Origin of the sequence: Arthrobacter rhizophilus (assembly GCF_026241105.1) — a bacterium.
Classification (GTDB): domain Bacteria; phylum Actinomycetota; class Actinomycetes; order Actinomycetales; family Micrococcaceae; genus Arthrobacter.
The window spans coordinates 36,028-57,119 of the sequence record NZ_JAPFFT010000016.1 but is presented as its reverse complement, the minus strand read 5'-3'; the positions used below and the strand labels follow the sequence as shown (position 1 = coordinate 57,119).

The window sequence follows — 21,092 nt, the reverse complement described above, 5'->3', positions numbered from 1 at the left end:
TACTGAGCGATCCCCGTCGCAAAGCAACCACGAACATCACAACGGCAACCCCGGCAAGCCATCCGAGGTGAAGACCACACCGCGTCAACTTGGATCTGCGCCCTCCGGCCCCCAAACTGAAAGGATGCAGACCTTCCTCCCGTTCCCCGATTTCAAGCAAAGTGCTGCCGTCTTGGACACCGCCAGGCTGGGCAAGCAGCGTGTCGAAGCACTGCAGATCCTCCGCGCACTGGTGATCCCCGAGTTCGGCCGGCCCTCGCACCCCGCTATCCGCATGTGGATGGGCTATGTCCCCGCGCTTACCCTCTACGGCTTGGCCGTGGTGGACGAATGGGTTGCCCGCGGCAATCCGGACAACACCCGCGCCAGCATCACCGAGTTCGCACCCCAGGCGGCCCACCCGGACTACGCCTCCAAGATTCCGATGCCGCCGTGGCTTGGCGACGCCGATTTGCACCTGAGCCACCGCTCCAAGCTGCTCCAGAAAGAACCCCGCTTCTACGCCGAGCTCTTCCCCGACACCCCGAAGGACCTGGAGTACCTCTGGCCCGAGCCCAGCCACGAGTTCATTCCCGAAGACCCCTACGATGATTTCATCTGGGTCCTTCGCGCCCCCTTGGCCGAGGTCGAACCCGAGAAGATAGACAAGGTGGGGATGCCCGCCCCAGGCAAGGCCAAGGCAGCCGACAGCGACGGCGACGGCTACCAGTTCGTCTACGAGTCCGAGAAATCCCGCCGCCCGGGCAAGACCGCGCGCAAGGCACCCAAGCAACTGGTGAAGAAGCCCACGCGCAACCGCCAGCGCCAGGACGAGGCCTTCAGGACCCTCCCGGGCAACACCCCCGTCCTCATCCCCATCGAGGGCGGCGCTAAGTTCGCCTTGGGCAAGATCCACGGACGTCCGATCACCCTGGAAGACGGCCGCTTTGGCCGCAACTTCGAGGTCACCAAGATCATCGACCGCGCGGACTTCGACTACCCGGCCCTGTTGCAGGATCCGCGGGCGTTCTTCCCGATCCCCGCGCCCTAGCGGGCTGACTTAGATGCGCACGACGCCGGCACTCGGGTTCCTGACGAAAGGAACCCGAGTGCCGGCGTCGTTATCTGTCGCCTAAACGAGTGCCGTGCCTCCAGCCTTATTTGACCAGCAATGCGTTCAGCAGTTCGGTTCCGTCGGGCACGCCCAGACCGGTGCAGGCGTCCCAGCCGGGAGCCGCCTCGAAGGTCCCATTGTTTCCCTCCGTGATGTCGCGGAAGCCTGGCGGGGTGCTGCCGTCTGCGGAGTCGTAGATGGCAGGTTGCAGCAGACCGAATCCGTGGCCTGCTGCCTGCGCCAGGCGCGCCACCAGCGCCGCCCACAGCGGCGCCACCGCGCTGGTCCCGCCGATCACCATGTCCGTTCCGTCGACCCGAACCTTGTAGCCCGTCTGCGGGTCAGCAACGGCGGCAACGTCCGGGACTGCGCGGCCGTTCGGCGTGACCGCTGGTTTGTCTGAGGCCGTTACCAAGATGTTCTCCTGCCAGGGCGGCACCGCGAAGGTATCGCTAACGCCTCCTCCTGTGGCGGGTTGACCTTGCGCGTCATTCCAGACGGTCTCCGAATCGACAGTGCCCGTGACCGGGTCAGCTTCTAGCCGGGTACCGCCACACGCCAGTGCGTGAGGGCTGGATGCCGGGAAATCCGCATGGTCCCTTCCGTCGCTGGCCCCGTCGGTGCTTCCATTGTCACCGGCGGCCGCTGTGACGGTCACGCCGAGGACGGCGGCATCCACGAGCGCCTGGTCCATGGCATCGCGGGCCTGGGCCGTCCATTCATCCTCGTTTTGACCCCAACTGATGCTGATTGCGGCTGGCGTCGGCGAGGCGTGTGCGGCCTGGCTGATGGCGTCAACGAAGCCGGCATCCGTGTTGGGGGCAAAATAGACAACGAGTTCGGCACCGGGGGCCAGGGCGCCGGCCACTTCAATATCCAGCAGCACCTCTCCGTCGGCGCCTCGCGGATCTTGCTCGGGCTGGTTGGAGGCGCCGTCCACGCCGACCGCTGTGACACGTGGCCCAGTGATGCCGAGGTCCTGGAAGTAGGTGTCAAGGTCCGCTTGGTCGAAGCCACCGCCAAGTTCGATGATCGCAATGGTTTGCCCGCTGCCGTCAAAGTCGGCGGGGAACTTGTAAATGTCCCCCAGCTCCAACGGCGTGTAACTGGTGGTAACCACCGCCGCCGGAGCGATCCGGAATTGGGCGCGTGACTGGGGCCTGTCATCGAGGCCGAGTACGGCGGTGACGACGCCGTCCAGCACTGCTGGCACACTCAGGCCGCCTGTGCGGTGGCGGTGCGTAGCCTGCTTGCCGCTGGGTGCCCGGCTGGTGACCCGCTCAAGTGTGGTGCCGAAAATCCCGCTCAGCACCCCGGCCGAACCGGAGACCCGGATCCGACGCGAGGCGGGGTCCGTTTCAATGATCCGGGCGCCGGCGTCCGTAAGGGTCCTAGTGACGAGGTCGACGTCGGCAGCAGCGGCGCCGTAGCGTCCCGAGAACTCCTCCCGCGACATGGGCGCAGCATCGAGGGCAGCATTCGGTATCTCAGCCTGCCGACGCAGGATGACGGTAACCTCTACAACTTCGTCAGGCTCAATCCCCCTCGGAGCCTGTGCCAGCCCAAGTGCCGGGCCGCGTTCGCTGCCCGGCAGCGGACGGAGTGAGTGACCTTGAACATTTACATCCGGGTTCGTTTTCTCGTCGTAATTCGACATTTCGACCTCCGTTTAAATACATCCAAAGCTCCGCGTGCACAGTGACGGCAATGATGCATAGACGAAGGCATCCCGCGTTTCCATGCTTGTGAGCCCTCGAGTAAACGTTTGGCACGTTCCATGTGCACCGGCAAAGGTGTCTTCCATTGAAGAAAAAATACGGGAAGCCTTTCGTGCCTCCCACAGAAAGCACTTGCTACGTGTCAGTGGTTGGCATCGGCCATGTTTAGGACAACCACATTGTCGATTCCCACACCAAGACGTTTGGCTTCCGCTGAAACCCCAAAGACCTTCTATATAGCTGGGATCATGGCAGCCCCCACTGCGGCGATAAAACGGATTGCAGGAGAATCATACGACCGAGTTCGAACGCTGACAACCCGTCGCGGGCAATCCAGGCCGGCGGCTACTTCCCCAGCCCAGCGCGGCGGAGGGCTTCCGCCATCGCCGTGTTGACCGGCGGATTGGGAGCAGTCTTCGCGGGAGCCGCCTTTGCCGGCGCAGTCTTCGCCGGCACGCCTTTCGAGCCCTGTCCGGCCTGCGGCGCCGGGCGACGCTCGCCTCGCTCGCCGCCACTGCGCTCGCTCCCACGCGAGCCGCGGTCACGCCCGCCGCCACGCGAACCGGACCCGTCCCCGGTGCCGGGTTCGTCGTCGAGCCTTAGGGTGAGCGAAATCCGCTTCCGCTCCGGATCCGCCTCCAGGACCTTCACGCGCACCGCCTGACCGGATTTCACGATCTCGCGGGGATCGGACACGAACTTGTTGGACAGCGCGGACACGTGGACCAAGCCGTCTTGGTGCACTCCGATGTCCACAAACGCCCCGAACGCCGCCACGTTGGTGACGGTGCCTTCCAGGATCATTCCCGGCTTGAGGTCCGAGATCTTCTCGATGCCCTCGGAGAACGTCGCTGCGGCGAATGCCGGACGGGGGTCGCGGCCGGGCTTTTCGAGCTCGGACATGATGTCCCGCACGGTGGGCAGGCCGAACGTCCCATCCACGAACGCCTGAGGGTCAAGCGAAGACACCGCAGCTCCACGGGAAGCGGCCACGATCTTCCTAGCCACCGAATACGCCTCCGGGTGGACGCTAGACGCGTCGAGCGGTTCTGCTCCCCCGGTGATCCGCAGGAAGCCCGCGCACTGTTCAAACGCCTTGGCACCCAGCCGCGGCACCTTCTTGAGGTCGGCACGCTTGGCGAACGGGCCATTCTCGTTGCGGTACAACACAATGTTCTCGCTCAGGAGCGGCCCGACGCCTGCCACCCGGGCCAGCAGCGCCGGCGACGCCGTGTTCACGTCCACGCCCACCGCATTCACACAGTCTTCGACGACCGCGTCCAGCGAACGGTCCAGCTTCGCGGCCGTGACATCGTGCTGGTACTGCCCCACCCCGATCGACTTCGGCTCGATCTTCACCAATTCGGCCAGTGGATCCTGCAAACGCCGCGCGATGGACACGGCCCCGCGGAGTGACACGTCCATGCCGGGCAGTTCAGCGGCCGCGAGCGCGGAGGCCGAGTAGACGGAGGCACCTGCCTCGGACACCACGAGTTTCTGCAAAGAGGGACCGCCGGAGGCTGCCAGCGCCTTGATGAGCTGGCCAGCGAGCTTGTCCGTCTCGCGCGAGGCCGTGCCGTTGCCGATCGCCACGAGCTCGACGGCGTGCTGCCGCGCCAAGCGCTCCAGGGTCACCAGTGCCTCGTCCCACTTCTTGGCCGGAGCGTGCGGATAGACAGTATCGGTGGCCACGACCTTGCCGGTGCCATCGACAACCGCCACCTTCACGCCCGTCCGCAGTCCCGGGTCCAGGCCCAGCGTGGCGCGGTTTCCTGCTGGCGCGGCAAGGAGCACGTCGCGGAGGTTGGCGGCGAACACCCGGACGGCTTCATCCTCGGCCTGCGCGAACATGCGGCCACGCAAGTCGTTGGTCAAGCGGTCCAGGATGCGCGAGCGCCACGCGATCTGGGCGGTCTGGACAAGCCACGAATCGGCGGGCCGGCCGCGCTCGGCAACCCCGAGGCACTTGGCCACAGCGTTCTCGTACCGGCCGCGCGCGGCGGCCAGGGCGTCGTCGTCGGCTGGTTCTGCCTCGGCGAGGTCCAACTCGAGGACGCCGTCGTTCTCACCGCGCAAGAGCGCGAGCACACGGTGGCCGGGCATGCCGGAAGGCACCTGGGAGAACTCGAAGTAGTCCTTGAACTTCTGCCCCTCGGTTTCCTGGCCCTTCTTCACCCGCGAAACCATGCGCCCCTGCGTCCACAGCCGCTCCCGCAGCGTCTCGGCGAGATCGGGGTCCTGCGATACCCGCTCCACCAGGATCGAGCGGGCGCCGGCGAGCGCCGCGGCGGCATCGTCAATGGAGTGCTCAGCGTTGAGGTACTTGGCAGCCTCGCGCTCCGGATCGAGCTGCGGATTCGCGAGAAGCGCGTCGGCGAGCGGCTCGAGGCCTGCTTCGCGGGCGATCTGCGCTTTCGTGCGGCGCTTCGACTTGAAGGGCAGGTAGATGTCCTCGAGCCGGGATTTGGTATCGGCGCCGACGACGGCGGCCTCCAGTTCCGGTGTCAGCTTGCCCTGGGAGGCAATCGCTTCAAGAACCGTACGACGGCGGTCCTCCAAGTCCCGCAGGTACCGGAGCCGTTCCTCGAGTTCGCGCAGCTGGGTATCATCGAGCGTCCCGGTGACCTCCTTGCGGTACCGGGCGATAAACGGAACAGTGGATCCGGCGTCGAGCAGTTCAACCGCGGCTTTGACCTGCCACGACTTCACGCCGAGCTCTTCGGCGATCAGGGCGTGGATGGCGGCGTCCGCTGACTGGTGCTTTGCTGACTGGATTTGGGGAAGTTGGGTCACCATGACATTTTGCCCTACTGCGTTGCCCTACTAAAGCTTTGCCCTACCTAAAGACGGCACGGAGTGCTGTAGTGGAAGAGTGCTGAAGACTCCGGTTGGACATGCTACTCAAGGAAGAGGCGCATCATGCAAGAACTGCTCATCATCCTGCAGGACGGTTTCGACGCCGATGACGTAGAAGTCACGGTCAACCACAAAGAGGCTCACCACGAGCGCGATGTGTCCACCAGAGAGATGCTGGGAATGGCGGCGGAGATCTCCGTGGAGCTGCCGGCAAAAGGGTCCACGGTTGGCGTCGAGGTTACCAGCCGCAAGCTGAGCGCAAGCAAGAAACTCCACGGAAGAGCAAAGAGCCTGCTGGTTTCCATCGAGGACGGGGAATTAGTGATGCGGGAAGGCACAGGGCGGGAAGCGTTTCTCTAGCTTGGCGTCCCGTGGCCCGGATACAGTGACCGCGTTCGCTGGCCCGGATACGGAAGCGCCACGGCCGGGTGGCCGTGACGCTTGATCGAGCGGAAGTTGTAGTTAGCCCAGTTGCGCCATGGGAGTCTTGGCCGAGATGTGCTCCACCAATTCACCCACCCGCTGCTCGGCGTAGTTGCGGGCGATATCGCCCTGGCTGATGATGCCTACCAACTTGTGGTCGGTGATGACAGGAAGGCGCCGGACCTGGTGCTTCTCCATCAGGTCGATCGCAGCGTCAACGCTGGCATCGGCATCAATCCAGATCGGCGTGCCCTGGGCGATGTCTGCCGCTGTCTTCTGGCTGGCATCCCATCCCTCAGCAACGCATTTGACCACGATGTCGCGGTCAGTGATGAATCCTTTGAGTCTTCCATCGCTGCCGCAGATCGGCAGGGACCCGACGTCCAGATCGCGCATCAGGACAGCCGCGTCACGCAACGACTGCTCTTCCCTGACGCACTGGGCATTGGTGGACATGAATTCGCGCACAACACTCATGAGTCCTCCTTCATCGATTGGGTATCGACGCGGACCCCCCGGCACCGACACCGATGCTGTCAGCCTACGCTTGGGGTTTGGCTGTGGCCAGATGCGGTCTGCTCCCTCGGTCTATTCAGCGATGTCCTCGGCCCACAGCTCCGGATTCTCTTCCTGGAAGCTGCGCATCATGTCCACGCACCGTTGGTCATCGAGGACCACCACTTCCACGCCCCGGGACCGCAGGAGCTCGAATTCGCCGCCGAACGTGCGGGCCTCCCCCACCACCACTCGCGGAATCTTGAACTGGATGATGGTGCCCGTACACATCGCGCACGGGGCGAGGGTGGTGTACAGCGTGGTGTCCCGATAGCTCTTTTGCCGGCCGGCTGCGCGGAGGGCCGACATTTCCCCGTGGGCGATCGGATCGCCGTTTTGGACGCGTTCGTTGTGCCCACTAGCGATGACAACGCCGTCGCGGGCAAGCGCCGCACCAATGGGAATGCCACCTTCGCTGAGGCTCTTCCGGGCGGCTGCGTAGGCAGCCTCGAAGGCGGGATCTGGCGACGGTTGCGCATCGAGCTGGGTCATTCGTGGCCTGCTTTCCGGGAGTTGGGGATCTTCCGCTAATTGTTCTATAACTCATATAATAAATACGGGAGGTGGGAGAAATGATCCTCAACGTAGACTTGGCCAGCGATGTGCCGATCTACCAGCAGCTTCGGGACCAGATCGTGGAGGCGATCGCCGAGGGCGTGCTGACCAAGGGCAGTTCGTTGCCCGCCACCAGAACGCTCGCTGCGGACTTCGGGATCAACTTCCACACCGTGAACAAAGCCTATGACCTCCTGCGCCAGCAGGGCCTGATTCAGCTCAACCGCAAGTCAGGCGCTGTGGTGACCCCGACGGTCGCGGACCCACCGTTCCCGGCTGAGTGGACCGCGAGGGCGCGGACTCTGCTGGCCGAGGCCGTCGCGCGAGGATTACCGGCGGACGAGGTACTCGAGGCGTGCCGGTCAGTGCTCGATTCATTTGGAACCACCCCGTCAGAGGAAACACTATGACCCTTGCCATCGCCCTCAGCTCCGCATTGTCAGCACTGGTGCTCGCGATCGCCCTGGTGCTGCCCGCGATCAACAGCCCAACCGTGCCCTTCGGGGTTCGGGTGCCGGCCCAGCGCGCCGATGACCCGGCTGTGGTCAGGCAGACCCGCATCTACCGATGGCGGGTACTCCTGAGCGGGATCGTCACAGCCGGGGTCTGCGTCGCCATCTACGCCATAACCGGCGAAACGTTGTTGCTGCCGTTGTCTGTGCTGGTGCTCGTCGGCTGCTGGTACGGCTGCTTCTTCCTGGCCAACCACGAGATCCGGGCCGCCAAGGCCGCCGGGGGCTGGTACGACGGCGTGCGCCAAGGCATCGCGGTGGACACCGAACTTCGAACCGATCCGCCGCGGTTTCCCTGGCTCTGGCTGGCGCCGGCGTTGATCATCACGGTCGCCACGGTGGTGATCGGCGTGATTAGCTACCCGTCGATGCCCGATGTGCTCGCCGTGCATTACGGAGCGAACGGCGTGCCCAACCGATTGGCCACCAAATCGGTCGGCACGGCTTTCTCGCTGGTCTTCGTGCAGATCGGCGTGACCGCGTTGCTCGCGGGTATCGCGGCGGCCATCTTCTTCCTCAGCCGGCCCGATATCGACCCGGCGCACCCGGTGGGCTCCGCGCGCTGGCACCGCCGGTACATGTCGCTCGGCGCCAAGGCACTCCTCGGACTAGTCGCGATGATCGACCTGGGGATGCTTGGATCATCGTTGCTGATGTGGACCGGCAAGGCCACCCCGTGGGCGCAGCTGGTGGTGGTGCTCCCCATCCTGGCCGCGGTCGCGGTAACTGTGGTGGTCTTGGCCAGGAACAACCGCGAGCGGGACGACGGCGACGAGGACACCGGCCTGACCCACCGGGAGGACGACCAGTTCTGGCGGGGCGGCCTGTTCTACATCAACCGAGAAGACCACGCGCTGCTGGTTCCCCGCCGGTTCGGTCTGGGATGGACCCTCAACTTCGGCAATCCCAGGGCCGCGATGCTTCTTGCCGGCCTGGTCGCGCTGATCGGCCTGGTGATCACCCTTCGTTTCGGCGGCTGACCCCCACCGCGGGGGCTGCTATCTTGTCCGGCCTCACTGATAGCTTGGCTTCATCAGCTCAAAGGTCTGGGGGCACGGTGTTTTTTCTCGATTCAGAAGTTGCGGGTTCCGAAAGTCCAGGGCAAGCGCAGGACCTGGTGTTTTCCGCCAGCGATCTCGTCACCGCCTCCACGTGCGAGTACCAGTTGCTGCGCAAGTTGGACGAGAAGCTGGGCCGGTCACCGAAGCCTGCCTTCGACGTCGACGAAATGCTGGAGCGCACCGCCGCACTGGGCGACGTTCACGAGCACAGGGTGTTGGACCGATTCGTGGCCGAATTCGGGTGGTGGGATCCGCTCGCTGGGACGGGAGTGTTCGACGTCGTTCCGGCCGCGGCGATGGACCGCGCCACCCTGCAGGCCAAGCACGCGGAGTCCATTGCGGCCTTGCGATCCGGCGCGGACGTGGTCTTCCAGGCGGCCTTCTTCGACGGCCAGTTCCATGGGCGGTCCGATTTCCTCGTGAAGCAGCCGGACGGAAGCTACGCGGTTTTTGACACCAAACTCGCTCGCCACGCCAAGGTCACGGCGTTACTGCAACTTGCCGCCTACGGCGATCAATTATTCAAAGCGGGAATCGTTCCGGCGCCGGATCTGACTCTTGTCCTTGGGGCTACCATTCAGCGGGACGCTGCTGGTCCTCAGGCTGCCGGGCCTCAAGCTGCCGGGCCGGAGGGTGCAGCTGGCTTCGACTATGTACACAGCAACCATCGGCTCGCGGATGTACTGCCCGTGTTCCGCGAACGCCGTGACCGCTTCCTTGCACTGACGGACGCCCACCGATCGCGGCCGGAGCCCATCCAATGGGGTGCGCCCGGAGTAATCGCATGCGGTCGCTGCGACTACTGCAAAGAACAAGTGCGCCTCCACCGGGATCTGCTGATGGTGGCGGGGATGAGAATCACCCGGCGCAAGAAGCTCATGGAAAACGGCATTTTCACCATCGATGCCCTTGCTGAGATGCCCGACGCAGCTGATTCCGCCACGAGGCGCCTGCAGGAACAAGCCCGTCTGCAGACCGGAACAGCCACGCCCGATGGAACCGTCAACTACACCGACAAGACCGGCACAGCCAAGAGCATCAGCTATTCCGTCCTGGAATCCAGCTCCCTGGCCCGGCTCCCCCGGCCCGACGCCGGCGACATCTTCTTCGACTTCGAAGGAGACCCGCTGTGGCAGGACCCCGTAACCGGCCGCTGGGGACTGGAGTACTTGTTCGGGGTTGTCGAAAATCCGACGGAGCCGGGCGGATCTCCCGTGTTCAAGCCGTTCTGGGCACATTCCCGGGCCGAGGAGCGCCAGGCGTTCATCGATTTCCTGGACTACGTGGACGAACGCCGAATGAAGTATCCGGACATGCGGATCTACCACTACGCCGCATACGAGAAAACCGCGCTGCGCAATCTGTCGGTCATCCACACCGTGGGCGAAGCCGCCGTGGACAACCTCCTCCGCGAAGGCGTGCTGGTGGACCTCTACGACACCGTGCGGCACAGCATCCGCATCTCCGAAGACTCCTACAGCATCAAGAAACTCGAACCCCTGTACATGGGCCAGCACTTGCGTTCGGGGGACGTGACCGACGCCGGGGCCTCCGTGGTTGCCTACGCCAACTACTGCACGGCCCGGGACGCCCATCGCGAAGACGATGCGGCAGCAATCCTGGCAGGCATCTCCGACTACAACGAATACGATTGCCTCTCCACCCTGGAACTGCGGAACTGGCTGCTGGGCCTGGCCGCGGAGCGCTCCATCGAACCCGGCATTCCGGCTGCTTCGGGACAGGAACTACCTGCCGAAACGGAACCGGACAAGTACCAGGCCGCACCCGAGGAAACGGCCCTTCTCGACTACCTCGCAGAATTGCCGGACGACGCTGTTCAATCCGACGACAACAGGGCGGTGGCCTTGGTGGCGGCCGCGGTCGGATTTCACCGGCGGGAGGACAAACAATTCTGGTGGGGACATTTCGACCGCCTGGACCGGCCCGTCTCAGAATGGGAGGACAGCAGGGACTGCTTCATCGTGGAACGCGGCGAAGTGGTGCGGGACTGGGCCAAGCCGACTCCCCGCAGCAACCCGGCGCGGCAGGTACGGCTCTTCGGCCATGCAGCCGATGGCTCCGGTTTCGCCGCCGGTAAGAAGTACTTCCGGATGTACGGGCCTCCACTCCCCGACGCCTTCATCGGCAAAAACGAAAGTGCCTTGGGCAGATCGGGAATGTCCGGCACGGACGTGATCGAGGACGGCGATCTTGACGACCTCGATGAAGGCACTTCCCTCGCGGGACGCGAAGACGGCGTGCCCGACGTCGTGACCATATCGGAGCGGCTGCCCAAGGGCGCTGCCGAATACTCGCAGCTACCCATGGCACTCACGCCTGATGGCCCGGTGAACACGGACGGCCAGAGAAAAGCCTTGAGTGAACTTGCCGTCAAGGTGGGTTCCAGTCTGCCGTCGTGGCCGAAGGATCCAGGTTTGGACCTGCTGCGCCGCGTGCCGCCGAGGCTGGCCACTCTCCCTGTACTGCCCGCCGTCGGGTCCGGCGACGATGGCTATGTGGATGCGATCACCGCGGCCGTGACGGATCTGGACCAGTCATATCTTGCCGTGCAAGGGCCTCCTGGAACGGGCAAGACTTACGTTGGCTCGCACGTCATTGCCCGGCTGGTTCGCGCCGGCTGGAAGGTGGGGGTTGTTGCGCAGTCCCACGCGGTGGTGGAGAACATGCTCCACGCCGCGGTGAAGGCAGGGGTCGCTACGGATGTCATTGCCAAGGAAATGAAGCACGAAGACCCGGTCCCGTGGAGCCAGCAGTCAAAGGACGACATTGAGCGGTTGTTAGCAGCGCCCGGCGGATGCTTGATCGGCGGCACGGCGTGGACCATGACAGGCCGGACCGTTCCAGCGGGATCGTTGGATCTGCTTGTTATCGACGAGGCCGGGCAGTTCTCGCTGGCCAACACCCTTGCCGTCAGCCGAGCAACGAAGAGGCTCCTGCTCCTCGGTGATCCCCAGCAACTGCCCCAAGTCACGCAGGGCAAACACCCGGAACCCGTGGACGAATCGGCTCTCGGCTGGTTGGCCCACGGCCTGCACACCCTGCCCCCGGAGCTCGGGTATTTCCTCGCGACCTCGTGGCGAATGCACCCGGATTTGTGCGCCGCGGTGTCCGAGCTGTCCTACGATGGCCGGCTGCGTTCGGCACCAGCTGCCTCCACGCGGAAACTGTCCGGAGTTCGGGCCGGCGTGGAATGCGTCTACGTCCAACACAGTGGCAACTCCACCCAGTCGTCCGAAGAAGCCGAGGAGGTAGTCAGGCAAGTCAAGGAACACCTTGGCTTGGCGTGGCTGGACCCCCGGGAATCGCCCGGGGAACGGCCGCTCGTCGAAAAGGACATCCTGGTGGTGGCGGCCTACAACGCCCAGGTGCAGCTCATCCAACGCGAACTGAGAGCGGCCGGACTCCGTGGCGTGCGCGTCGGCACCGTGGACAAGTTTCAGGGGCAGGAAGCTCCCGTGGTGATCGTCTCCATGGCCGCCTCCGCTGCCGCAGAGGTACCTCGCGGTATGGACTTCCTGCTCTCTCGCAACCGGATCAACGTGGCGGTATCGCGCGGTCAGTGGCGGGCCGTCGTCGTGCGCTCACCCGAACTGACCAATTACCTGCCCACCAAGCCGGAAGGGCTGGAACAGTTGGGCGGTTTTGTGGGACTGTGTCAGAAGGCCGGCCCAACTGGCTCGCAGTAGTTGTCGTTATAAGGGCTGAAAACGACAACAAATGCGAGTCAGTTGGGCAACCCTAGCGCTTGATCCAACCCCAGTGCTTCGTCCAAGACTTTCCCGAAGTTCGCGGGGTCATGGGCGAAACGGCCCAGGAAGAGGCCCGACACGCCGCGAAGCTCAGGCAGGAGTCCCGGCTTGGCAGAGCCACCGTAAATGATCGGCAGCCCGGCTAAGTCATGCCCAGCGAGCAGGTCCCGGAGGTGATCGACGACGTCGGACACGTAAGCTGCGCGGGCAGGCTCGGCCGCGCCGATGGCCCACACTGGTTCGTAAGCAATAACCAAACTGCCCGCCGTCGCCCAATCTTCTCGGACGGCGGCCGCGATCTGCCGGTAAACGAACGACGCCGACACCGCCGGATCGGATGCGGTTTCTTCGCCAACACACAGCAGCGGCGTCAGCCCGGCGTCCACCGCGGCTCTGACCTTGAGCGCGACTACAGCGTCGTCCTCGGCGAAGTGCCGGCGTCGTTCGGCGTGTCCGATCTCCACGAGCCGCACACCAAGCTCCGCCAGCAAGGACGGCGACACTTCCCCGGTCCACGGGCCGTCGGACCAGCCGCAGTTCTGAGCACCCAAGAGCAAAGGAGAATCCTCCAGCATCTGAGCCGCAGCCGGAAGCATGGGAAACGACGGGATGACAAACGGGACCACCCGCCCGGCCACCAGGGCCGGACGGGCGTCCACTTCACCTCGCAGTTGCTCCAGCCAGGACATGGTGTGGCGGTACCCCATGTACATCTTGGTGCTGACCCCGATGTACACGGCTACTCGCTGAGGAGCTCGTCGGCCTTGTTCTTGAACGCCCGGGTGCCGAACATCATGGCGGCCGCCAGGAACGGAAGGATTCCCAGTGCGTAGACGCCGGCCGATCCCGTGGGGTCGGCGGTGGCGCTGTTGACCGCGGTTCGCAGGATCGGGGCCACAAAACCACCCAGGTTGCCCAGCGAGTTGATGAGGCCAATACCGGCGGCGGCTGCGGACCCGGCGAGGAACGCCGTCGGGTAGGCCCAAACAACCGGACCGACTGCCAGGAAGCTGCACACCGCGAGCGTGATGAAGATCAGCCCGAGCACCGGCTGATGGTTGGTCCCGGCCCAAGCCGAACCGAGAATGCAGACACCAGTGGACACGAACAGCACGGTGCCGAACATGCGGCGCTTGGCAACGGTGTTCGCCGCACGGCCGATCAGGTAGCAGGAGAAGATACCGAAGAACCACGGAACAGCGATCAACAGGCCGACGGCGAGGCCCACCTTCTGGCCGGTCAGCGAGGAAACCTGTTGCGGCAAGAAGAAGGTGACACCGTAGACGGCCACCTGCAGGCAGAAGTAGATGAGGGTGAAGTACCAGACACGACCGTTACGCATAGCGGCGAATACACCGCGTGGGCCGGTTTCATCCTTGACGCTGTCTTCCTGCGCCATGATCTCCTTGAGTGCGAACTTCTCGTCCGGGTTGAGGAACTTGGCTTTCTCCGGGCCGTTGATCAGGAAGAAGAACGCCGCAATGCCAGCGAGCACAGCCAGGATGCCCTCGGTGAAGAACATGACCTGCCAGCCGCGGATGCCGGGAAGCTGATCGCCGATGTTGATCAGCCAGCCGGAGAGAGGGTTGCCGATCATCTGGGAGAACGGCTGCGCAAGGTAGAAGATTGCGAACATCTGTACTCGCACCTTGTTAGGGAACCACTCGGCCAGGTACATGATGACGCCCGGGAACAGCCCCGCCTCAGTCACGCCGAGCAGGAATCGCAGGATCACGAAGGACGTTTCGCCCTGCACGAAAGCGAAGCAGGCCGAGACGAGGCCCCACGTGATCGCGATGCGTGCAAGCCAGATCTTGGCGCCGACCTTCTTGAGCAGCAGGTTGCTGGGGATTTCAAAGATCGCGTAGCCGATGAAGAAAATACCGGCACCGAGCGCGAACGCCCCGGCCGAGACGCCCTTGTCCGCGCCAAGGGCGGCTTCAGCGAAACCGACATTGGTGCGGTCGAGGAAGGAGACCACATAAAGGATGACCAGCATCGGCATGAGCCGGGCGGCAGCCTTGCGGATCGCCGATTTCAGAATCGGCGAATCCAGCATCTCCTTCGCGGAAGTTGTTGAAACGGACATCGAAACTCCTCTTTGAGTAATGACTGTTGAGTAATCAGTTTTGAATAGTCAGGGTGATGCATTCAAAGGGTGATACGGCCCGCCGCAGCGGTGTCCCGCCTTAGCGGGGGAAGACCATGAGCAGCACGCCGACGGCGCACACCAAGATCCCGACGGCGAGATAGAGCTTGCGTTCCTTGGTCCAGGAGCCCACGGGGTTCCTTCCCTAGTGCATGTAGAGTCCGCCGTCGACATTCAGCGTCTGGCCCGAGATGTAACCGGAGTCCTCGCTGATGAGGAAGGCGATGGCGGCGGCGATGTCCCGGGTGGAGCCCACGCGGTTCACCACGAGGTCCTTGGTGAGCTCGTCCTTGCGCTCCTCGCTGAGGGTGCCGCCCATGATGTCGGTGTCGATGGGGCCGGGAGAAATAGCGTTGACGGTGATGTCGAATTCACCCAGTTCGCGGGCGGTGGCGCGGGTCAGGCCGATGACGCCGGCCTTGGCCACCGAGTACGGGGTCTTGGAGAACGTCCCGCCGCCGCGCTGGGCGGAAACCGAAGAGATGTTCACGATGCGTCCGATCCGGTTCTTGACCATGGACTCGGCCACGCGGCGGGTGGCGTAGTGGACACCGTTGAGGTTGATGTTCAGGACACGGTTCCACTCGGCGGGCTCGAGTTCCAGGTACGGGACCGGTGAGCTGACACCGGCAACGTTGGCCAGGGCGACGATCTGCGGCAGCTCAGCTTCAAGCGTGTCGATTGCGGAGCGTACTGATGCCTCATCGGCCACGTTGGCGCCGACGCCGTAGGCCTTGACGTTGTACTGCGCGGCGATTTCCTTGGCGGTGGCCTTGCACAGGGCGTCGTCGAGGTCGATGATGCCGATGTTCCAGCCTTGCGCAGCCAGGTAGTTGACGGTGGCTCGGCCGATGCCGCGCTCGGAGACGGCGCCGGTGACAATCGCGGTGCGTTCTGCGGGGAAGGGGCTCATGGGTATTCTCCTGTGAATGGTGGGGCTAGTTGATGGGTGCCGGGCCGAGCTCATCGATGAGCTTCTGCATGGCCACGTAGGCCTTGTTCCGGTAGGCGATGAGTTCGGGTGTGCGGTCGGCCGGGACGTTGAGGAAGCCCGCGCCGGTCTTGGTGCCCAGCTTTCCCGCCTCCACGAGGTCGCTGAGGATCTTCGGGGTGGCGAAGCGCTCCGGGAACCCGGTCTGGAGGGACTTGTAGCAGAAGTCGTAGACGTCCAGTCCGGCCATGTCCGCGATCGCGAACGGACCAAAGAACGGCAAGCGGAAGCCGAACGTCGTACGGACCAGGGTGTCGACGTCGTCCGCCGTGGCGATCCCCTGCTCCACCAGCTGGGCGGCCTCGTGGAAAAGCGCGTACTGCAGCCTGTTGAGCACGAAACCGGTGACGTCCTTGACGACCGCGGTCTGCTTGCCGGCCGCGTGGACCAGTTCACGGGACGCGGCCACGGTCTCCGGGGTGGTGCCGGCGTGGGGAATGATCTCGACGCCGGGAATGAACGGGGACGGGTTGGAGAAGTGCACGCCCAGGAACCGCTCCGGACCGGCCACGGCCACGGCGAGATCGGCGATGGAAATGGTGGAGGTGTTGGAACCGATCAGGGCCTCCGGACGGGCGGCGGCGCTGATCCGGGCCAGGGTCCGGTGCTTGATGTCCAGGACCTCGGGGACGGCTTCTTCGATGAAGTCGGCGTCCGCCACGGCCTCTTCGATGTCCCTGGCCGCCCACAGATTGGCTTTCAGGATGGCCGTGGAACCTTCCGGGAAAAGTCCCGCGGCCACGAATTCGTCCGACTCCACCAGCAGGCGCTCGTAGTTCTTCTGCGCGATTTCCGCGGACACGTCCGCCAGCGCCACGCGCGCCCCGCCGAGGGCAAGGACCTGCGCGATCCCGCCGCCCATGTAACCGGAGCCGACGACGGCGATCTTCCGGGCCGGCGCCGTGCCGGCCGGGGTGTTCTGGGATTGGGTCATGTCACACTGCCTTTGTGTAGTCGGGCTCGTAGGAGCAAATGGCGTCCACCTTGGCGGCGGAAGATGATGTTTCGTCAAAGGTGTGGCCCAGCCATTCGCCCACCAGTTTCTTGGCCAGTTCCAGGCCGATCACCCGCTGGCCCATGGTCAGGACCTGGGCGTTGTTGCTCAGGACCGAGCGCTCCACGGAGTAGCTGTCGTGCGCAGTGACGGCACGGATTCCGGGGACCTTGTTGGCCGCGATCGCCACACCCAGGCCCGTGCCGCAGATCAGCAGGGCCCGGTCCGCCTCGCCGTCGGCGACTTTGCGCGCCGCGTTCACGGCAACGTGCGGATACGCCGTGGAATCGTTGACGCCCACGCCCACGTCGGTCACGGACGCCACCCGCGGATCGGCCTCAAGCAGCGCCATCAGTGCCTGCTTGTACTCGACGCCTGCTTCGTCGTTGCCGACGACGATCCGCCAGCCCTGGGATGTGCTCATGCCTGAACTCCGTTTCCTGCCGGGACGGCTTGTGAACCGCGCAGCCGTGAATCGATATGTTGTGAGATCCTCGCCGTGATCAGCCCGAAGGAGACCGCGCCGGGATCAGGGTGGCCCACGCTCTTCTCCGCCAGCGGACGGGCACGGCCCTTCAGCGGCCGCAAACGGGCCGTCTCAACCGCCGCGGACCCAGCCGCCGCAGCAGCGGCCGCGAGGGCCCGGTCAACCGGGGCCCCGGCGTCGAACTCTGTCAGGAACGCAACCCGGAACGGGAGCAGCGCGTCCACCATGGTCTTGTCGCCGGGTTCGGCTTTGCCGAGCTCAGTGATCGCCGAAACGAACGCCGTGACGGCGGCCGCCGCGTCCTCGCCTGAGTAGCTCGCTTTGTTGCCGAGCGCCTGTCCGGCCGCGATGATCGCCGAGCCCCACAGGGCGCCCGAGGTTCCGCCGGCGCGTTCGCTCCAGGCCTCCCCCGCCGCCGTCAGGATCCGCCCCACCGAGGCTCCGCTCGCGGCCTCTGCGGCCGCGAGGGCCGCGTCAACGCCGCGGCGCATGCCGATGCCGTGGTCGCCGTCCCCGGCAATGGCGTCCAGCCTGCCCAGTTCCTCTTCGTGCTCGACGACGACGTCCCGCACCTGCGCGAGGACTGCCACGGCCTGCCGGCCAAGTTCGGCAGCAGCCTCGGTGGGCTGCTCGACGTCGGACTCGTCCACGGCGGTGACGCTCGCTTGGCTTCGGGGCGGGCGGGGCGCAAGGTTGCCTTTGCGGAACGCGGGAGTGTCCGCGGGTGCTGCCCAATACTGTTCAAGCTCCTCGTCAAGCCACAGCAGCGTCAGCGAAAGGCCGGACATGTCCAGGCTTGTTACCAACTCGCCGCATTCGGGCTCGACGACAGTGAGGCCCGCGTTGTTCAAGAGCTTCTCGATCTTGCCGAAGAGCAGGAAGAGTTCGTCGTACTTGACGGTGCCGAGGCCGTTGACGATCGCCACCACCCGGTCTCCGGCGCCCTCGGGCTTGTCGGCCAGGAGCTTCGAGACGAGGAGCTCGGCGAGTTCGGAGGCTGTGGGCATGGCGTGTTCGGAGATGCCCGGCTCGCCATGAATGCCCAGGCCAAGAGACATCTGGCCGGCCGGAACGTGGAACAACGGATCCTTGGCGCCCGGAAGGGTGCAGCCGTCGAAGGCCACCCCCAGCGAGCGCGTACGGTAGTTGGTCTTGATGGCCAGGCGTTCGACGGCGTCGAGGTCCAGTCCCGCTTCGGCCGCGGCGCCGGCAATCTTGAAGACCGTCAGGTCCCCCGCGATTCCCCGCCGCTTCTCGATCTGGTCCAGCGGCGCGCTGGCGATGTCGTCGGTGACGGTCACGGTGCGGGTTTCGATACCCTCGGCGTTGAGCCGCAACTGGGCCTGCCCGAAGTGCAGCACGTCGCCGGCGTAGTTGCCGTAGCTGAGCAGGACGCCGCCGCCGGCGTTGGCTGCCTTCGCCACCCGATACACTTGACCGGCCGCCGGGGACGCGAACATGTTCCCGCACGCCGAGGCCGTGGCCAGCCCAGGTCCGACCAGTCCCGCAAACGCGGGGTAGTGTCCCGAACCGCCGCCCACCACCAGGGCAACCTGCCCGGCCGGGACTTCGGTGGAACGGACCACTCCACCGTCCACCCGGGCAACATACCCGCGGTTCGCGGCCACGAATCCGTCAAGCGCATCATCCGCAAAGTCTGCGGGGTTATCGAAAATCCTTGTCATGGTCCTAGACGCCAGCCAGCTGGGTGACGGACTGGTGCGCGCCTGCGGGCTGGCTTCGGCCGGAAGGCTGCTGCCGGCCCTGGGCGACCTGGCTCTGGCCCAAGGCGTAGTTGTCCGTCTTCGGGAGTACGTGGCGACGCAGGTATTCCTGGTTGCTCGCCGTGACACTCAGGCCGTCGCCGCCATAGTGCTCGGTGCACAGGATGCCTTGGAAGCCCACGGACAGCGCGAGCTTGAAGGCTTCGCGGTAGTTGATGAGGCCGCTCTCCATCGGAGCCGGCATGGTGATGTAGCTGTCGCGGGCCACGTCTTCGTCCCGGATGTAGTTCTTCATGTGCCAGTAGTTGGAATACGGCAGTGTCTTGGCCACCATCTCGCGCCAGTCCTCGATAGGCCGGTGGAGACGGATCAAGTTCCCGAGGTCCGGATTGAGGCCCACGTTGTCGAGTCCGATGTCCTGGACCAACTGCACCGAGGAATCGGCGGTTCCCAGGAACGTGTCCTCATACATTTCAAGGGAAAGCAGGACGCCGACTTCCGCGGCGTGCTCACCGAGTTCCCGCAAGCGAGCGACGGCGTTGCCCCAGGCTTCCCTGTCCCCCACCGGATCTTTGTAGCCTTCGACTGTCCAGAACCACAGCTGCTTTTGCTGCTCTGACGTAATGGCCTGGTGGAGTCCGAAGGAAACAACTTCGCAGCCCAACTCGGCCGCGGCGTCGATGGTGCGGTGGCTATAAGCCAGGTTGTCGGCCCAGTCCCGGGTGTGGATGACGCTGCGGCGAATGGCCGAGATCACCGGGATGCCAATGCCAACGTGGTCTGCGGTCTGCTTGAACTCCGCGAGGCGGGCCTTGCTGAGGTCACCGGGGCGGACCCAGCTGTCGGTGAGGTCGGCGTTGGCAAATCCTGCGTCCTTGACTTCCTGCAGGACCTCGGCCCAAGCGGGAGCATCGGCGTCGTTGATGTGCTGTCCCGTGGCGTCTGTACCGGGGAACTGCAGCAGGGCCGCGGTAATGGGCCAGTTTTCGGCGGTGTAAGCCATAGTTTTCACTCCTTCGTGGAATCCTGTTTCCTATAGGATTTACTATCTGCGCAAGACTGTCAACAAATTTGTTTGGAGTTTCCGCTGAACGGCCCGGATTGCCCCGCGTCATCAAAGATCCTATATGTCTTACATATGTTTGTGAAGTGGGTCACCGGGTATGGACTGCAGGGAGCACGCAAAAGGCCCGCCGATGGGCGGGCTTTGCGGTTCTGATGGTGTCGAGGCTCCGTCTTGGATCGCCGTCGGGAGTGCGCTGTTGCGGAGCCTGCTCAGTCAGCCGGTGCGTCGGCGATAGCCCGAGCGCGGACCTTGTGCACGTGGTCCGCCATGGCAGCCGCGGCTTGCTCCGGATCCCCGCTGGCCATCGCCTCGAACACGGCCTGGTGCTCAGCGATGGCCTGCTCGGCGTCGGTGATGCCCACTCCCCCGAACAGCCGGAACCGCTGGACCTGTCCACCCAGAGCGTTGTAGGCCGAAAGCATGAACTGATTGCCGGACTGCTCTGCGATCAGCTTATGGAAACGCTCATCGGCCTCGAGATAGTCCCGAAACTCCGCGAACGATGGCCCTCGAGGAGCCGTCTCCAGATCTTTCACGGCCTCGCGCAGGTCCGCCAGACCGCCCGGGGTAATCCGGCTGCACGCCAATCGTGCGTTGACCGGCTCAATCGCCAGCCGCGCCTCCATGAGTTCGGCGAAGTCTTCCCGCGTGAAAACGGGGGCTACCCGATAGCCTTTCAAAGCCACCCGGCGGACCATGCCAGTGTGTTCAAGCCTCGCCAACGCCTCGCGCACGGGAGTGGGCGAAACGTCCAGTTCCCGCGCCGTCCCGTCGATGCTGACCGCGGCCCCTGGTTCCAGCCGACCGTCCATAAGCCAGGCAAGCAGCTCCTCGTAGACGTGGTCGGCGAGAACCTGGCGGCTGACGGGTCGGCCCGGGGCGCGATCCCGTGAGGAAGCGAGTTTCATAGACAAATCCTATAGGAATGGACCATCCGCAGCGCCTTTGTGAGTCTTTACACCGGCTTGGCGGCTCTCACTCGCATTGGGAGCGTCACATTCTGCTGGATCATTCCACGCGCTCGAGGTGGTTCCGGGATGGATTCCGCGTAATTCCGGGGGCTCAGGTACCTGCTACCTCGAGTGATCCAGCAGAATCCGTCGCCGCGGCACGGAAATCCGGCAGGACCATGGCCTCG

Annotated in this window: 17 protein-coding genes; 5 read left to right on the top strand and 12 right to left on the bottom strand. The window is 64.6% G+C overall.

What is annotated here, in order from left to right:
- Nucleotides 1-124 precede the first annotated feature (124 nt).
- Nucleotides 125-1,030 (top strand): MSMEG_6728 family protein, encoded by a 906-nt coding sequence (locus tag OOZ51_RS14165; protein ID WP_265980343.1) that lies wholly within the window; start codon nucleotides 125-127, stop codon nucleotides 1,028-1,030.
- A 106-nt stretch (nucleotides 1,031-1,136) separates the two neighbouring features.
- Here OOZ51_RS14165 and OOZ51_RS14160 read toward each other — a convergent pair whose 3' ends face one another.
- Nucleotides 1,137-2,750 (bottom strand): S53 family peptidase, encoded by a 1,614-nt coding sequence (locus OOZ51_RS14160; protein WP_265980341.1) that lies wholly within the window; start codon nucleotides 2,748-2,750, stop codon nucleotides 1,137-1,139.
- 406 nt (nucleotides 2,751-3,156) lie between these two features.
- Entirely contained in the window at nucleotides 3,157-5,607 is a 2,451-nt protein-coding gene (locus OOZ51_RS14155; protein WP_265980339.1) for a Tex family protein, read from the bottom strand.
- Nucleotides 5,608-5,730: 123 nt separating this feature from the next.
- Here OOZ51_RS14155 and OOZ51_RS14150 point away from each other — a divergent pair, with 123 nt between their 5' ends.
- Nucleotides 5,731-6,027, top strand: a complete 297-nt coding sequence (locus OOZ51_RS14150) for a hypothetical protein (RefSeq protein ID WP_265980338.1) — start codon at nucleotides 5,731-5,733, stop codon at nucleotides 6,025-6,027.
- Between the two features lie 102 nt (nucleotides 6,028-6,129).
- Here the strand turns inward: OOZ51_RS14150 and OOZ51_RS14145 are convergent, their stop codons facing one another.
- A complete protein-coding gene (locus OOZ51_RS14145; protein WP_265980336.1) occupies nucleotides 6,130-6,567 on the bottom strand; it encodes a CBS domain-containing protein in 438 nt (145 codons plus the stop codon).
- Nucleotides 6,568-6,678: 111 nt separating this feature from the next.
- Nucleotides 6,679-7,137 (bottom strand): nucleoside deaminase, encoded by a 459-nt coding sequence (locus OOZ51_RS14140; RefSeq protein WP_265980335.1) that lies wholly within the window; start codon nucleotides 7,135-7,137, stop codon nucleotides 6,679-6,681.
- An 80-nt stretch (nucleotides 7,138-7,217) separates the two neighbouring features.
- Here OOZ51_RS14140 and OOZ51_RS14135 point away from each other — a divergent pair, with 80 nt between their 5' ends.
- From OOZ51_RS14135 to OOZ51_RS14125, 3 genes are all read left to right on the top strand, one after another.
- Nucleotides 7,218-7,610 carry a GntR family transcriptional regulator gene (locus tag OOZ51_RS14135; protein WP_265980333.1) on the top strand — a complete coding sequence of 131 codons (393 nt, stop codon included), beginning with the start codon at nucleotides 7,218-7,220 and terminating at the stop codon, nucleotides 7,608-7,610.
- Nucleotides 7,607-8,692 (top strand): DUF1648 domain-containing protein, encoded by a 1,086-nt coding sequence (locus OOZ51_RS14130; protein WP_265980332.1) that lies wholly within the window; start codon nucleotides 7,607-7,609, stop codon nucleotides 8,690-8,692. Before OOZ51_RS14135 ends, OOZ51_RS14130 begins: the two co-directional genes overlap by 4 nt.
- A gap of 77 nt (nucleotides 8,693-8,769) precedes the next feature.
- Nucleotides 8,770-12,480 carry a TM0106 family RecB-like putative nuclease gene (locus tag OOZ51_RS14125; RefSeq protein ID WP_265980330.1) on the top strand — a complete coding sequence of 1,237 codons (3,711 nt, stop codon included), beginning with the start codon at nucleotides 8,770-8,772 and terminating at the stop codon, nucleotides 12,478-12,480.
- A gap of 38 nt (nucleotides 12,481-12,518) precedes the next feature.
- On the opposite strand, the gene OOZ51_RS14120 is transcribed toward OOZ51_RS14125, so the two are convergent.
- The 8 genes from OOZ51_RS14120 to OOZ51_RS14085 form a co-directional block, all read right to left on the bottom strand.
- Nucleotides 12,519-13,280, bottom strand: a complete 762-nt coding sequence (locus OOZ51_RS14120; RefSeq protein WP_265980329.1) for a triose-phosphate isomerase family protein — start codon at nucleotides 13,278-13,280, stop codon at nucleotides 12,519-12,521.
- A gap of 2 nt (nucleotides 13,281-13,282) precedes the next feature.
- Nucleotides 13,283-14,632, bottom strand: a complete 1,350-nt coding sequence (locus tag OOZ51_RS14115) for an MFS transporter (RefSeq protein WP_265980327.1) — start codon at nucleotides 14,630-14,632, stop codon at nucleotides 13,283-13,285.
- A gap of 205 nt (nucleotides 14,633-14,837) precedes the next feature.
- Nucleotides 14,838-15,605, bottom strand: coding sequence for an SDR family NAD(P)-dependent oxidoreductase (locus OOZ51_RS14110; protein WP_265980326.1), 768 nt, complete (start codon nucleotides 15,603-15,605; stop codon nucleotides 14,838-14,840).
- Between the two features lie 25 nt (nucleotides 15,606-15,630).
- The gene (locus OOZ51_RS14105) at nucleotides 15,631-16,617 is read right to left on the bottom strand and encodes a 3-hydroxyacyl-CoA dehydrogenase family protein (RefSeq protein WP_265980325.1); all 987 of its coding nucleotides are present in this window, start codon (nucleotides 16,615-16,617) and stop codon (nucleotides 15,631-15,633) included.
- A gap of 1 nt (nucleotide 16,618) precedes the next feature.
- Nucleotides 16,619-17,101: a ribose-5-phosphate isomerase gene (locus OOZ51_RS14100; RefSeq protein ID WP_265980324.1), complete on the bottom strand. Its 483-nt coding sequence runs from the start codon at nucleotides 17,099-17,101 to the stop codon at nucleotides 16,619-16,621.
- Nucleotides 17,098-18,849: a dihydroxyacetone kinase subunit DhaL gene (gene dhaL / locus OOZ51_RS14095; RefSeq protein ID WP_265980323.1), complete on the bottom strand. Its 1,752-nt coding sequence runs from the start codon at nucleotides 18,847-18,849 to the stop codon at nucleotides 17,098-17,100. Before dhaL ends, OOZ51_RS14100 begins: the two co-directional genes overlap by 4 nt.
- A gap of 4 nt (nucleotides 18,850-18,853) precedes the next feature.
- Nucleotides 18,854-19,891 carry a sugar phosphate isomerase/epimerase family protein gene (locus tag OOZ51_RS14090; RefSeq protein WP_265980321.1) on the bottom strand — a complete coding sequence of 346 codons (1,038 nt, stop codon included), beginning with the start codon at nucleotides 19,889-19,891 and terminating at the stop codon, nucleotides 18,854-18,856.
- Nucleotides 19,892-20,163: 272 nt separating this feature from the next.
- Nucleotides 20,164-20,862, bottom strand: a complete 699-nt coding sequence (locus tag OOZ51_RS14085; RefSeq protein WP_265980320.1) for a GntR family transcriptional regulator — start codon at nucleotides 20,860-20,862, stop codon at nucleotides 20,164-20,166.
- Nucleotides 20,863-21,092: the final 230 nt, after the last annotated feature.

What these genes read in the sequence shown, in the direction of transcription:
- OOZ51_RS14165 (WP_265980343.1), top strand. Translation starts at nt 125, where the DNA reads ATGCAGACCTTCCTCCCGTTCCCCGATTTCAAGCAAAGTGCTGCCGTC.
- OOZ51_RS14160 (WP_265980341.1), bottom strand. Translation starts at nt 2,750, where the DNA reads ATGTCGAATTACGACGAGAAAACGAACCCGGATGTAAATGTTCAAGGT.
- OOZ51_RS14155 (WP_265980339.1), bottom strand. Translation starts at nt 5,607, where the DNA reads ATGGTGACCCAACTTCCCCAAATCCAGTCAGCAAAGCACCAGTCAGCG.
- OOZ51_RS14150 (WP_265980338.1), top strand. Translation starts at nt 5,731, where the DNA reads ATGCAAGAACTGCTCATCATCCTGCAGGACGGTTTCGACGCCGATGAC.
- OOZ51_RS14145 (WP_265980336.1), bottom strand. Translation starts at nt 6,567, where the DNA reads ATGAGTGTTGTGCGCGAATTCATGTCCACCAATGCCCAGTGCGTCAGG.
- OOZ51_RS14140 (WP_265980335.1), bottom strand. Translation starts at nt 7,137, where the DNA reads ATGACCCAGCTCGATGCGCAACCGTCGCCAGATCCCGCCTTCGAGGCT.
- OOZ51_RS14135 (WP_265980333.1), top strand. Translation starts at nt 7,218, where the DNA reads ATGATCCTCAACGTAGACTTGGCCAGCGATGTGCCGATCTACCAGCAG.
- OOZ51_RS14130 (WP_265980332.1), top strand. Translation starts at nt 7,607, where the DNA reads ATGACCCTTGCCATCGCCCTCAGCTCCGCATTGTCAGCACTGGTGCTC.
- OOZ51_RS14115 (WP_265980327.1), bottom strand. Translation starts at nt 14,632, where the DNA reads ATGTCCGTTTCAACAACTTCCGCGAAGGAGATGCTGGATTCGCCGATT.
- OOZ51_RS14110 (WP_265980326.1), bottom strand. Translation starts at nt 15,605, where the DNA reads ATGAGCCCCTTCCCCGCAGAACGCACCGCGATTGTCACCGGCGCCGTC.
- OOZ51_RS14105 (WP_265980325.1), bottom strand. Translation starts at nt 16,617, where the DNA reads ATGACCCAATCCCAGAACACCCCGGCCGGCACGGCGCCGGCCCGGAAG.
- OOZ51_RS14100 (WP_265980324.1), bottom strand. Translation starts at nt 17,101, where the DNA reads ATGAGCACATCCCAGGGCTGGCGGATCGTCGTCGGCAACGACGAAGCA.
- dhaL (WP_265980323.1), bottom strand. Translation starts at nt 18,849, where the DNA reads ATGACAAGGATTTTCGATAACCCCGCAGACTTTGCGGATGATGCGCTT.
- OOZ51_RS14090 (WP_265980321.1), bottom strand. Translation starts at nt 19,891, where the DNA reads ATGGCTTACACCGCCGAAAACTGGCCCATTACCGCGGCCCTGCTGCAG.
- OOZ51_RS14085 (WP_265980320.1), bottom strand. Translation starts at nt 20,862, where the DNA reads ATGAAACTCGCTTCCTCACGGGATCGCGCCCCGGGCCGACCCGTCAGC.